At 39.0% G+C, this 12,551-nt stretch carries 13 protein-coding genes; 10 read left to right on the forward strand and 3 right to left on the reverse strand.

What is annotated here, in order from left to right:
* Positions 1-12 precede the first annotated feature (12 nt).
* The 7 genes from ACN6NE_RS18745 (at position 13) to ACN6NE_RS18775 (ending at position 7,586) form a co-directional block, all read left to right on the forward strand.
* Positions 13-972: an L-threonine 3-dehydrogenase gene (locus ACN6NE_RS18745; RefSeq protein WP_028408109.1), complete on the forward strand. Its 960-nt coding sequence runs from the start codon at positions 13-15 to the stop codon at positions 970-972.
* A gap of 210 nt (positions 973-1,182) precedes the next feature.
* The gene (gene hutP, locus ACN6NE_RS18750; RefSeq protein WP_013056267.1) at positions 1,183-1,647 is read left to right on the forward strand and encodes a hut operon transcriptional regulator HutP; all 465 of its coding nucleotides are present in this window, start codon (positions 1,183-1,185) and stop codon (positions 1,645-1,647) included.
* Positions 1,648-2,001: 354 nt separating this feature from the next.
* Entirely contained in the window at positions 2,002-3,222 is a 1,221-nt protein-coding gene (locus ACN6NE_RS18755) for an MFS transporter (protein ID WP_474326486.1), read from the forward strand.
* Between the two features lie 266 nt (positions 3,223-3,488).
* Positions 3,489-4,154, forward strand: coding sequence for a type 1 glutamine amidotransferase domain-containing protein (locus ACN6NE_RS18760; protein WP_474326489.1), 666 nt, complete (start codon positions 3,489-3,491; stop codon positions 4,152-4,154).
* A gap of 204 nt (positions 4,155-4,358) precedes the next feature.
* Positions 4,359-4,649, forward strand: a complete 291-nt coding sequence (locus ACN6NE_RS18765; RefSeq protein WP_474326492.1) for a putative quinol monooxygenase — start codon at positions 4,359-4,361, stop codon at positions 4,647-4,649.
* 496 nt (positions 4,650-5,145) lie between these two features.
* Positions 5,146-6,585 (forward strand): aldehyde dehydrogenase family protein, encoded by a 1,440-nt coding sequence (locus tag ACN6NE_RS18770; RefSeq protein ID WP_474326494.1) that lies wholly within the window; start codon positions 5,146-5,148, stop codon positions 6,583-6,585.
* 152 nt (positions 6,586-6,737) lie between these two features.
* A complete protein-coding gene (locus ACN6NE_RS18775) occupies positions 6,738-7,586 on the forward strand; it encodes an MBL fold metallo-hydrolase (RefSeq protein ID WP_474326496.1) in 849 nt (282 codons plus the stop codon).
* 137 nt (positions 7,587-7,723) lie between these two features.
* Here ACN6NE_RS18775 and ACN6NE_RS18780 read toward each other — a convergent pair whose 3' ends face one another.
* Positions 7,724-7,960: a hypothetical protein gene (locus tag ACN6NE_RS18780; protein ID WP_129707417.1), complete on the reverse strand. Its 237-nt coding sequence runs from the start codon at positions 7,958-7,960 to the stop codon at positions 7,724-7,726.
* A gap of 171 nt (positions 7,961-8,131) precedes the next feature.
* On the opposite strand from ACN6NE_RS18780, the gene ACN6NE_RS18785 reads away from it, so the two are divergent.
* The 3 genes from ACN6NE_RS18785 (at position 8,132) to ACN6NE_RS18795 (ending at position 10,440) form a co-directional block, all read left to right on the forward strand.
* Positions 8,132-8,758 (forward strand): LysE family transporter, encoded by a 627-nt coding sequence (locus tag ACN6NE_RS18785; RefSeq protein ID WP_129707419.1) that lies wholly within the window; start codon positions 8,132-8,134, stop codon positions 8,756-8,758.
* Positions 8,759-8,885: 127 nt separating this feature from the next.
* Complete coding sequence (locus ACN6NE_RS18790; RefSeq protein ID WP_129707421.1) at positions 8,886-10,229, forward strand: amino acid permease; 1,344 nt, start codon at positions 8,886-8,888, stop codon at positions 10,227-10,229.
* 70 nt (positions 10,230-10,299) lie between these two features.
* Entirely contained in the window at positions 10,300-10,440 is a 141-nt protein-coding gene (locus ACN6NE_RS18795; protein WP_164797559.1) for a hypothetical protein, read from the forward strand.
* Positions 10,441-10,485: 45 nt separating this feature from the next.
* Here the strand turns inward: ACN6NE_RS18795 and ACN6NE_RS18800 are convergent, their stop codons facing one another.
* A complete protein-coding gene (locus tag ACN6NE_RS18800; protein ID WP_013056278.1) occupies positions 10,486-10,638 on the reverse strand; it encodes a YpzG family protein in 153 nt (50 codons plus the stop codon).
* A gap of 227 nt (positions 10,639-10,865) precedes the next feature.
* The gene (locus tag ACN6NE_RS18805) at positions 10,866-12,539 is read right to left on the reverse strand and encodes a ribonuclease J (protein ID WP_129707423.1); all 1,674 of its coding nucleotides are present in this window, start codon (positions 12,537-12,539) and stop codon (positions 10,866-10,868) included.
* Between the last annotated feature and the right edge of the window lie 12 nt (positions 12,540-12,551).

Genomic DNA, 12,551 nt, shown 5'->3' on the forward strand with positions numbered 1-12,551 from the left:
GAGGATATTGACATGAAAAAAGTATTAATAACGGGTTCTTTAGGGCAAATCGGTTCTGAGTTAACGGCGAAAATGAGAGAGATATATGGTTCGGAAAATATTATTGCCACCGATATTCGCAAAACGACGAGCGATGTCGTGACTTCAGGTCCATTCGAGATTTTAGATGTAACGGATCAGACTGCATTATTTACGATCGCTAAAAAGCATAAAGTTGATACGATTATTCACTTGGCTGCGCTGTTATCAGCGACAGCCGAGCAAAAACCGCTTCTGGCTTGGAATCTAAATATGGGCGGATTAGTAAACGCGCTCGAAGTAGCGCGCGAGCTTCAGTGTCAATTTTTCACTCCAAGTTCAATTGGTGCATTTGGTCCAACGACTCCAAAAGACTGGACGCCGCAGGATACAATTCAACGTCCTACCACGATGTATGGTGTTAATAAAGTAGCGGGTGAATTACTTTGCGATTACTACCACCATAAATTCGGAGTAGATACACGAGGGCTACGCTTTCCAGGCTTAATTTCATACGTAACGCCTCCAGGTGGAGGAACAACGGACTACGCTGTTGAAATTTATTATGAAGCCGTTAAGCATAAGCGATATACCTCTTATATTGACAAAGGAACATATATGGATATGATGTATATGCCTGATGCATTAAATGCTGTTATCCAACTAATGGAAGCAGACGGTTCTAAGCTGAAGCACCGAAATTCATTTAACGTTTCTGCCATGAGCTTTGATCCAGAACAAATGGCGACTGAAATCAGAAAAACGATTCCAGAATTTGTGCTGAATTATCAAGTAGATCCTGTTCGACAAGCAATTGCTGAAAGCTGGCCTAACCATATAGATTCCAGCTGTGCGATAGAAGAGTGGGGATTTAAAACAGAATATAACCTAGAAAAAATGACGAGAGAGATGCTGGGAAAGTTAAAAGTTGAATCACAGCTTGTCTTAACGTAAGTAGAGAAAAATGATTTCTTCCTTGAAAGTAAAGTAAGCGCTTACTGAAAGGTGGGTTACTTGTTTATGCAAGTTCTACTTCGTAACAGTGGTGGACAGTACACATAGATCTCCTAAACCTTTAAGTGAGCGCTCGTTCGTTGAATAATTAGCACCTTTTTAGGTACCGTCTGTTAAAATAATAAGGGGATAGAAGGGAGGGAATGACAGTTGAGCAATAAATTTCAACAAGTCAATGATTTTTCGATGGGAAGATTAACATCTTTACTCGTTCTTTTACATAATACGGAACTAGCTGAAGGTATTGAAAAGGAAATCAATGAGAGAGGATACAGCTACACAGTAGGAAAAGTCGGAGCGATGGAGCTGTCTAAAGTCGTGGCGGCAATTGAAACGAGCGCCAAGACAAACAAAATTATTAATGCCCAGTCGTACCGGGAAGTTCACGCTCTTTATCATGCTATACTTGAAGCCATTCAAGGAGTTAGTCGAGGAACGCTGCAGCTGGGTGATATTTTACGGACGGTAGGACTCACATTTTCAATCGTACGTGGAAAAATTGAGTTTTCAGGATCAAGCGACGAATGGATTAGCGTTTGTGTGTATGGAACGATAGGTGCGCCTAAAAAAGGCTTTGAACATGATACATTAGGCTTTGGTTTTAACCATATTTAAAAAATAATGAACAAAATAGTATGAATGTAAAAAGTGAAAGATGTACATAGCTGCTTTAAAGAAGATATTTTTCTTATTGAAAGGTTCTGTGCGGCGTGTTAACATAATGATTAATATAATAACTGCCTTTAAGACGGTCCAGAGAGGCCGAAAAGGACGGATCACTTATTTACTGCTTCTATGCCTATCTGTGCCCTTTTGCCCTCTGCGACAAAAGGGCTTTTATGTGTTACTTACCTCTTTTAAACGAAGTCCAGAGAGGCTTCAAAAGAGAATGGAGATATGTTATTTATCCATTCCTTCAAAAAAGAAAGAGCGTTGATACAGAAAGAATACACTGGAGGGTGGAACAACATGAATTATCGTAACAAGACAGTTGTAGCATCAGTAGCAGGTTTGACGTTAGAAGGGATGGACATTATGTTTATCTCGTTTGCTATGTCAATGATTGTTGCTGAATTTCATATTGATTTAGCAACAGGTGGACTTATTTCTTCTATTACGAATATAGGAATGCTGATAGGTGGAGTCATCTTCGGAATTTTAGCAGATAAATTTGGAAGAGTGCGGGTTTTTACCTACACGGTTCTTCTATTTGCAGTCGGAACTGCATTAACGGGTTTTGCAGCAAATGTTGAACAAGTGTATGCTGCACGTTTTATTGCCGGAATTGGGGCTGGAGGAGAGTACGGGATCGGTATGGCTCTTGTTGCAGAAGCGTGGCCGAAACATAAGCAAGGACGAGCTTCATCCTATGTTAGTGTTGGCGCACAATTTGGAGTGATCCTTGCGGCGCTTTTAAGTTCTCTGATCCTACCGATTTTCGGATGGAGAGCCTTATTCTTTGTCGGAATTATACCCGTCATTTTCGCTTTTATCGTACGAAAAAATTTAAACGAATCTCCTGAGTGGCTGAAAGCTCAAAAAGAGAAAACAGCCGTTGTTAAAAACAATGGCAAGCTTCGTCAACTATTTGCTACGCCTAAGACGGCGATGACAACCATTTCGCTGGCAGTGATGGCTACCGTTCAAATTGCAGGCTATAACGGACTCATGATATGGCTTCCGTCTATGCTTCAGCAATCACAAGGCCTCTCTGTTTCAAGTTCAGCTCTTTGGACAATCAGTACAGCCGTTGGAATGATTATAGGCATGCTAACATTTGGTCAATTTATGGATCGTTTTGGATCGAAACGTACTTTTGGAATCTTTCTTCTCGCTTCAGCTTGTGCGGTATTTTTATACTCGTATGCTGAAGGAAGTGCAGGGCTGCTTATAGGAGGAGCTGTAGTTGGGTTTTTCTCAAACGGAATGTTCGCAGGATACGGAGCCTTGATCAGCAGCCACTATTCAGTAGAAGTTCGCAGTACTGCAACGAACACCATTTTTAACTTCGGGCGAGCGCTCGGAGGGTTATCCCCCATTCTTGTGGGCTATCTTTTGCAAAGTTATGATATGACAGTAGCAATGACGTACTTGGCGGGGCTGTACTGTATTTCGTTTATTTTTATGGTGAGTCTTAAAAAAACAAAAGAAAAGAAAGTGAAACAAATGAACGCTCAATCTGCTCTTTAAAATAAAAGATAGATTCTATGCTTTTCTGAAAAAAACCGCGCTTACTCAAAAGGGCGGTTTTTTTGAGTGTATAAAGAAATAAGTTCAGGTGTTATATGGTTGCTTTTTCGCAGATGCTTTATTAACAAAGACATCCACATTATCTATAAAAATATTTATAGATAAGTAGATATTTTCTAATTTGTATTATAGTAATTCCTCTCTTACAATATGGTGTGTAAGGCGGAAACAGAAAATACTATCTTTATTTACAGGAGGACGTTACTATGTCTAAACATATATTAATGGTCGTAACAACGGCTGACAAAATGAAAGAAAATCATCCAACAGGCCTTTGGCTTTCAGAATTTGGTGAAGCGTACGTAGAGTTCGAAAAAGCTGGATTTACGATTACTGTAGCAAGTCCTCTAGGAGGAAAAGCGCCGGTGGATGCTCGCAGCCTTGAAGGAGAGACTTCTCAAGAAATCTTGAATACAGCTAAGCATCTAGAGAATACCCTAAAACTTGGTACAATTACAGACAGTGCTAAATTCGATGCTGTTTTCTTACCAGGCGGTCACGGCACAATGTTTGATCTACCAGATAATCAAACGCTCCACGCTTTAATTCGTGAACTATACGAAGGAGACAAAGTAGTAGCCGCTGTATGCCACGGACCCGCAGGTTTAGTAGGTGTTACATTATCAGATGAAAAGCCGTTGGTCGAAGGAAAAGATGTCGCTGCGTTTACAGATGATGAAGAACGTGAAACAACATTGGATCGCTTCATGCCGTTTCTTTTGGAAACACGTTTGCGTGAACTTGGTGCAAATGTAGTAATTGCTCCAAACTGGACAGATAATGTACAAGCAGATGGAAACCTAATAACAGGTCAAAATCCTCAGTCAACAATCAGTGTAGCAAAAGCAGTCGTGAAACAATTATTGAAATAAGATGTAAAAAAGCCTGTAGGCTTATAGCCTACAGGCTTTTTTATCAACAGTATCAAGAAAGACCGCTGTAGATAACATGGATGTTTTGCTGTCTTGGACTAGAGAAATCAATCATCATACAAAAAATATGATAATCAGTGTAATAAATACAAAAAGAGGGAAGCTTTTTATGGGAAATATTTTTAAAAGAAATGAGGAAAAACGATGTCAGAAATTATTATTAACGCCATTTTGAAAGCCAAGCCAGGAAAAGAAGAAGAGCTTCGATCAGAGTTAGTAAAAGTTATTGAACCATCAAGAGGAGAAAAAGGATGTATTCAATACACTCTCCACCAGGATACAGAAAAAGCAGGCACATTTGTTTTTTATGAGAAATGGGAAAGCAAAGAAGATATTGAGGCTCACATTGAAACACCTCACTATCAACAATACAGACAGCAAACAGGACCGTTAATTGAAAGCAGAGCGGTACATCGTTTACAAGAAGTACATTAATACAAAAGAGGGGGAAACAAAAGTGTTTTAGTTAAAGGAAGATCCGAACGAGGAACCGAGATTCTTGATGGAGAATCAAACTCGTTCGGATTTTTTTGTGGTTATGGTGAATGTAGGTTTCATTTAGTGAGACCACGCAGAAGGAGAAGTGATGAGGAGACTCATCGACCGCCTGCGGAAAGCGAAGGCTTGCACAAAAATCTACAGCGATATCACAAATAATCCGTACTAGCTCATTTATCCAGTTTGTTCATCTTTAGATGGGATTGATTTCGTTATGATTCAATCTCTGTTTGTTATAAAGAACTAAAAAGCTTCAGGGGGAAAATAATTTCAGCTGTGAAAAGCGGATTGGAAAAGAGATAAGGCAGTGAAAGAAACAAAAAATAATAGAAGCGGTGTTTGAGAAGCAGACAGGGGGGTAGATAAAAACTAGATGACATAGTTCAACAATTAACAAACTAAAAGTAATAAACTAAAAGGAGAGATCAAATCAATGCGTACAAATTTAAAACATTTTATTAACGGGAAATGGGTTGAATCAACTGGAAACGAAACGTCAGATGTGATCAATCCTGCTACTGAAAAATCAATTGGTAAAATTAGCTTAGGTACAAAAGAAGATCTAGATAAAGCCGTGGCAGCAGCTAAAACAGCTCTTCCCACATTTTCAAGAACAACAAAAGAAGAGCGAATTAAAATGCTTCGCAATATTGCAAAAGGATATGAAAAGCGTAAACAGGAGCTTATTGAAGTTATGACTGAAGAGCTTGGCGCTCCTTTAAAGGTTTCAGAAGAAGTTCACTATGAAATGGGACTTAGCCACTTTAAAGAGGCAGCTAATGCACTTGAAGACTATACATTTGAAAAAGATCATGGAAGCTACAAGGTCGTGAAGGAGTCTATTGGAGTAAGCGGACTTATTACACCATGGAACTTCCCAACAAATCAGACGTCTACTAAAATTGCAGGAGCTATCGCAGCAGGAAGTCCAATGGTATTAAAACCATCAGAACTTACACCGTATGCAGCGATGATATTAGCAGAGATCATTGATGAAGCTGGTGTACCAAAAGGTGCCTTTAACCTTGTAAACGGAACGGGAAGTACAATCGGTGACGGTATTAGTTCTCACCCGGACATTGATTTTGTATCATTTACAGGATCAGGTGCTGTAGGCGAGAAAATTATGCAAAACGCGGCTAAAACCATCAAAAAAGTAGCGCTTGAGCTAGGCGGGAAATCACCGCTAGTTGTATTAGAGGATGCGGATGTAGAAGAAGCGGCTAAAATAGCAGTTTCACACATTGCAATGAATACAGGGCAAGTATGTACGGCAGCAACGCGCATTATCATTCCTGCCTCTATGAAAGAAAAATTTGAAGAAGCAGTGAAGAAGGTTCTACCATCATTCCCAGTTGGTGATCCATTAAATAAAGACAACGTAACTGGACCGCTCGTAGCGGAAAAGCAGTGGGATCGCGTACAGGATTATATTAAAAAAGGAATGGATGAAGGTGCAAAACTTCTTACTGGCGGAACGGGCAAACCAGACGGCTTAGAGACAGGATACTTTGTTAAACCGACAGTCTTTACTGACGTTTCAAATGATATGGTTATTGCACAAGAAGAAATCTTTGGACCTGTAACAACTATTATTACGTATGATGATCTAGAGCAAGCTCTTGAAATTGCAAATGATACAATTTATGGACTTGCAGGCTATGCGGTCGGAAAAGACCAAGAAACGCTTGACTATGTTGCTAAGAATATTAGAGCTGGTCAAATTATCGTCAACGATGCCGAGCAAGACAGAGCTGCACCATTCGGTGGATTTAAGCAATCTGGTATTGGACGCGAGTGGGGAGCATTTGGTATTGAAGAATATCTAGAGCCAAAGGCGATCATGGGCGTTAAAGTTCCGGCAAAAGTATAATTGATGTAAAAAAAGAAAGGAGTTTTTCTCCTTTCTTTTTTTATGGATACATAAAAGAGAGCCAGTTAAAGAAAGAATAACGAAAGCAAAGGTGGATAGCATAAACGTGTATCACGTATATGAAGTGACACGTTAAAGGAGGGAATTATAAATTGAATAGAGAGATGCACGGAAGTTCATCAACGGAAAGTTTCATTCCCATGAGCTCTATAGCCAGTGGAAAAGGAGTCGAAGTGGCGCCGGATATCTACAGCTACACTACACAGATTGTTAACGTATGTTTTATAGGAAATCCAGACAAAGAAAATAGTTTTGTACTTGTGGATGCGGGAATGCCTAATTCGGCTTCTATGATTATCAAAGAGGCAGAAGAAAGGTTTGGAAAAGAAAAAAAACCAAAAGCAATTATTCTTACACATGCACATTTTGATCATATTGGATCTATTATTGAACTAGTGGAGAAGTGGAACATACCGGTATATGCACATCCACTTGAACTTCCATATGTGACGGGTAAAAAAAATTATCCTACACCAGATGGTACAGTGGAAGGCGGGCTCGTGGCAAAGCTTTCTCCACTCTTTCCAACGGAAGCCATTGATTTAGGCTCTCATGTGCAAGCTTTACCAGCCGACGGCTCTGTACCTCATATGCCGAAATGGGAATGGATCCACACCCCTGGTCATTCTCCAGGGCATATTTCTCTTTTTAGAAAGCAGGATCTTGCGCTTATCGCAGGAGATGCTTTTGTTACCACTAAGCAAGAATATTTACTGGATGTACTAGAGCAAGAATTGGAAATTAGCGGTCCTCCTCGTTATTTAACTACGGACTGGGCATCTGCCAAAAGATCAGTTGAAGTGCTTCAGTCACTTCATCCGTCTGTGGCGGTGACCGGACATGGAAAACCGGTTTCCGGAGAATGGCTTTCAACTAATTTATTGAAGCTTACGAAGAATTTCGATGAAATTGCTCGTCCTGATTACGGAAAGTATGTATAAGGCTAAAGAAAAAATGTTACTCTTTACGCAGCTTTTAAAAGCTGCAGATGAAGATCAAAAGCTCTACGAACTCACTGAGTTCGTAGAGCTTTTTTAATTTTTCGTATAAAAGTGAAAAAAGGTTGTTGTTATCCTTATTAAAAATTTTGCTGAATAGCCTGCTGCGCTTCGCGTAAGTGTCTTAAGTGTTCTTCCATTCGTCTTAATTCTTTATCACCAGACGTCGCTTCTTTTTGTTCATTAATTTGCTGCTGAACGATATTCAAATGCATTTGAGCATTTTGAAAATTAGCTCCATTCAAATTCATCTGTCCTTGATAAACAGCCTGTTCAGCTAATTGTAGTGCTTCTTTAATATGGGTGTATGAATTCATGCCTCTCATCCTTCTGTATAGTATTTACAGTTAACATGCGCTGGTTTTACGCAGCTATACAAATGGATTTAGAAATAAAATAAAAATTACGTAGTACAAGCTAAGCAGGCTGCATACATTTATCATAGTTCAATTTATAAAATCTCAGAATTAATGGAAGAAGGGATGTATGTGGGGGCTTTCTTTAGCTATGTATTATTAGGACTCTCGTTAGCGGCACCAATCGGTCCAATAAATGCAGCGCAGCTTGATAAAGGAATTAAAAATGGTTTTTTACATGCTTGGTTCTTAGGGATAGGAGCAACATCTGTTGACGCTCTTTATATGCTTGTAGTTTATTTTGGATCCGTTCATTTTTTAAGCAGCGATTTTATGAAAACGTTTCTTTTCTCGTTTGGATGCTTCGTATTAATTTATACCGGTATTGAAGGGTTAATGAGCGCAGGGAAAATTACACAGCATCGGAACGCAAAAGGAGATTCGGTATTAAAGTGTTTTTTTTCAGGTTTTTTAATTTCATTAACAAACCCGCTTACTATTCTTTTTTGGCTCGGTATTTATGGCTCTGTTTTAGCCAAAACAGCTAATACATACGAAACAGAACAGCTCATTTTATACAGCTGTGCTATTTTTACAGGGATTTTATGCTGGGATATTGCGATGGCAGCATTAGCAAGCACTTTTCGAAGGTACTTAGCAGCGACATTTTTGACTGCAGTTTCTGTTATATCCGGCCTTTCTCTAATAGGATTTGGTATATATTTCGGCTGGCAAGCTGTACAGCAATTCATTATTTAAAAGGGAAAAAAGCAGAACTGAATTCAAAGCGTTTTCTATCTGCTGAAAAATAGTAGAAAGCTGCCTCTTTTTATGCATAAATTTTTCAAACTATCACACACTACATCGAGGTGTAAGGAGTGATAGTATGAAAAAGAAAATAGGCTGCGGAAGTCAAGTTGAAGGGAAATTAAAATGGTGGCAGCTGTCTTTAATCGGAGTAGGGTGCATCATCGGTACAGGCTATTTTTTAGGATCAAGTATTGCAATAAAAGCCACGGGTCCCTCTGTACTAATTGCTTTTTTACTAGCAGCAGTATGTACATTTATTGTATTTGACGCTCTTGCTAAAATGAGTGCTCAAGATCCTCAAAAAGGTTCGTTTCGCTCCTATGCTAAAAAAGCTTATGGAAGATGGGCAGGATTTAGCAGCGGATGGGTGTACTGGAGTTCAGAGATGCTGATCATGGGGAGTCAGCTCACTGCTTTATCTCTTTTTACACGTTTTTGGTTTGACGGTATTCCACTGTGGGTCTTTGCCTCTATTTATGCTGTTTTAGGCATTGCTGTTGTATTAATCGGAACAAAAGGCTTTGAACGAATGGAAAATGTATTTGCTGTCACAAAAGTGGCTGCCATTTTAATGTTTATTGTATTAGCTAGTCTCGCTTTATTTGGATTTCTTGACCAAGGTGCCAAACAAGGAGTGCCACGAACGTTAAGTGAAGTATTTCCTCACGGGTTTTTAGGTTTATGGGGCGCTTTGCTGTATGCTTTTTATGCTTTTGGCGGCATCGAAGTCATGGGGATCATGACAGTTCGTTTAGAAAAAAAAGAAGACGCACCGAAAGCGGGAAGAAGTATGCTTATTCTCCTTGGAATTATTTATATTGTTTCACTGAGTTTAGCTATTTTAATTGTGCCATTTCATGATTTTCATGGAAATCAAAGTCCTTTTATAACGGCTTTAGAAACATATCATCTTCCATTTTTTCCTCATGTTTTTAATGGAGCAATGATTGTTGCTGGATTTTCAACAATGTCAGCGTCTTTCTTTTCTGTAACAACAATGATTGTCACTCTTTCAGAAGATGGAGATGCTCCTGCATTGTTTTCAAAACAAAAAAAGAAAAAGCTGCAGTTTCCTTTACCGGCTTTGCTTTTAACAACAGCGGGATTAGTTGTTTCTATTGTTCTTTCCTTGCTATTGCCTGGGAAAATTTACGAGTACATTACAACAGCAGCGGGACTGATGCTAATTTATAACTGGTTCTTTATTTTAATTTCTTTTCATCGCTTAATCAAACAAACCGTTTGGGATAAAGTAAAACAAGCTGTTGGCCTCTTATTAATCCTGCTAGCGGTAAGCGGTACGCTGTTAGAATCTGCAAGCAGGCCAGGTTTCTTTGCAAGCTTAGGCTTTTTAATTGTTATAAGCCTTGTTATTTTAAAACTGCGCCATAAGTGGAAAGAAGAAGAAGCCGCTAGCTAACATATATTTAATCTTTATGAGGGACACTATGCACGTTGTACAATTACAAAAATAAAAGGTGGTTATGATCATGCCAAAAAACAAGCAGACTCCTTCTTCACAAGTAGATCAAAAACAAGTAGTAAATGACAAAGCAAAAGCGCTACGAGAAAATAATTATGAAGATGGTCATATTCGCAAGATAACTCAAAGCGGGGCAGACGGCCAATAATAAAAAAAAAGACGCGAACGCGTCTTTTTTTGTTGAAGTGTATCCTTACCAACGATGAGCTTTTGCATTGCTTCGCAAGATGATATTCGTTTGAGACATCTCTGTATGTCCATTTACTTGGGACTTTGAACGCTTCGGTCTCGTCCAGTTGTGGCGGAATAGTTCTGAATGCTGATCTACTTGATTTTTATCATTCATCATAATCACCTCAAGGATAGGATACTTTCACAAGATATTTACGGTGAAATATCTCTCTTATAGAATGGGATAAAAAAGAAGAAATACACCTAACACTTTTAACCATACATATAAAGGGAGTGCCTATTCATAAACTATAAAGGGCAACTTCTAACTTTGGGTTAAGCTTCGGATTTATAAAGTAAAACTGCCTTAGTGGGGACTAAGGCAGTTTTTTAGTTGAGTAATCAAACTTCAATAATGATGGGAAGGATCATAGGTCTTCTTTTGGTTTGGTTATATAAAAATTGGCCAAGCGTTGTCTTGATTTCTTTTTTCATAATGCTCCATTGGTGAACATGAGCTTTTTGTAATTGATTTACAATTTTAGTCACTTGTCGATTAACATCTTTCAATAACTGCTCTGAATCTCTGGTATAAACAAATCCTCGTGAAATGGTATCTGGACCAGACACAATTTTCCCTTCCGCTTTATTCAGAGTAATAACAATAACCAGCATACCATCTTCTGAAAGCTGTTTGCGGTCACGTAAAATCGCGTTGCCAACATCCCCAATGCCAAACCCATCTACATATACATTGCCTGCAGGGATTTTTCTTGTTTGAACAGCTGTTCCGCCCTTGATGTCAACAATATCACCGTTATTTATAATAAAAATGTTCTCTTTTTCCACCCCGACGGACTCTGCTAATAAACTGTGGTGATGAAGCATTCGAAACTCACCGTGAATAGGGATAAAATACTTTGGCTTCATCAATGTAGCCATTAATTTTAGTTCTTCTTGATAGCCATGTCCTGATACGTGCATACCTGTTGCGCTTCCTGAACCGTAAATTACATGAGCCCCGAGTGTGAAAAGACTGTCGACAATACGGGAAATATTACGTTCATTGCCAGGAATAGGCCCTGCTGATAAAATGACCGTGTCTTCAGGAAGAATCTCTACTTGCCGGTGATTTCCGCTGGCTAATCTAGATAGAGCGGCCATCGGCTCGCCTTGGCTTCCAGTGCAGAGGATAGCGACTTGTTCAGGCGCAAGTGAATGTACTTCATAAGGTTCAATTAGCATCCCTTCAGGAATGGTTAAATACCCTTTCTCTAACGCAACTGATACAACGTTAACCATGCTTCTTCCTAGCAGCGCAAGTTTTCTGTTCGTTTTAATCGCTGCATCTACAATTTGCTGTACGCGGTTAACATTCGAGGCGAAAGTAGAAATAATTACTTTTCGCTTTGCTTTACGAAAAGCTTCTTCTACATGTTTGCCAACTAGCTTTTCTGAAGGCGTAAATCCAGGGCGTTCAGCATTTGTACTTTCTGATATTAAAGCCAGTACACCTTCACTGCCGATTTTCGCCATTTTATGAAGATCTGGATATTGGTCGTTAACAGGAGTTAAATCAAACTTAAAATCCCCGGTATGCACAACAGCTCCTTCAGGCGTATGAAAGACAATGCCAAGACAATCTGGAATGCTGTGATTCGTTTTAAAAAAAGAAAGCGGAATATTTCCTAATGTAATTTCTGACTCTTCGTTGATTTCAATAAGCTCCGTCTCTGCAGATAATTGATGTTCCTGGAGTTTAATGTCAATTAATCCAAGGGTAAGGCTTGTTGCATAAATTGGAAGTTTCAACTGTTTTAAAAGATAAGGAATACCTCCAATATGATCTTCATGACCATGCGTAACAACCAGTGCTCGAACTTTTTCTCGATTCTCTTGTAAGTATGTAATATCAGGTATAATCAAATCAATTCCTAATAAACTTTCGTCAGGAAATTTAGAGCCGCAGTCAATTACAATGATGTCATCATCATATTGAACGGCATACATATTTTTTCCTATTTCATTAATGCCGCCTAAAGCAAAAATGGATAGTGTGTTTCTATTTGTACTCACACTTATTTCCTC

This window comes from Priestia sp. 53B2 (assembly GCF_056099005.1).

What these genes read in the sequence shown, in the direction of transcription:
- ACN6NE_RS18745 (WP_028408109.1), top strand. Translation starts at nt 13, where the DNA reads ATGAAAAAAGTATTAATAACGGGTTCTTTAGGGCAAATCGGTTCTGAG.
- ACN6NE_RS18755 (WP_474326486.1), top strand. Translation starts at nt 2,002, where the DNA reads ATGAATTATCGTAACAAGACAGTTGTAGCATCAGTAGCAGGTTTGACG.
- ACN6NE_RS18760 (WP_474326489.1), top strand. Translation starts at nt 3,489, where the DNA reads ATGTCTAAACATATATTAATGGTCGTAACAACGGCTGACAAAATGAAA.
- ACN6NE_RS18765 (WP_474326492.1), top strand. Translation starts at nt 4,359, where the DNA reads ATGTCAGAAATTATTATTAACGCCATTTTGAAAGCCAAGCCAGGAAAA.
- ACN6NE_RS18770 (WP_474326494.1), top strand. Translation starts at nt 5,146, where the DNA reads ATGCGTACAAATTTAAAACATTTTATTAACGGGAAATGGGTTGAATCA.
- ACN6NE_RS18780 (WP_129707417.1), bottom strand. Translation starts at nt 7,960, where the DNA reads ATGAATTCATACACCCATATTAAAGAAGCACTACAATTAGCTGAACAG.
- ACN6NE_RS18790 (WP_129707421.1), top strand. Translation starts at nt 8,886, where the DNA reads ATGAAAAAGAAAATAGGCTGCGGAAGTCAAGTTGAAGGGAAATTAAAA.
- ACN6NE_RS18795 (WP_164797559.1), top strand. Translation starts at nt 10,300, where the DNA reads ATGCCAAAAAACAAGCAGACTCCTTCTTCACAAGTAGATCAAAAACAA.
- ACN6NE_RS18800 (WP_013056278.1), bottom strand. Translation starts at nt 10,638, where the DNA reads ATGAATGATAAAAATCAAGTAGATCAGCATTCAGAACTATTCCGCCAC.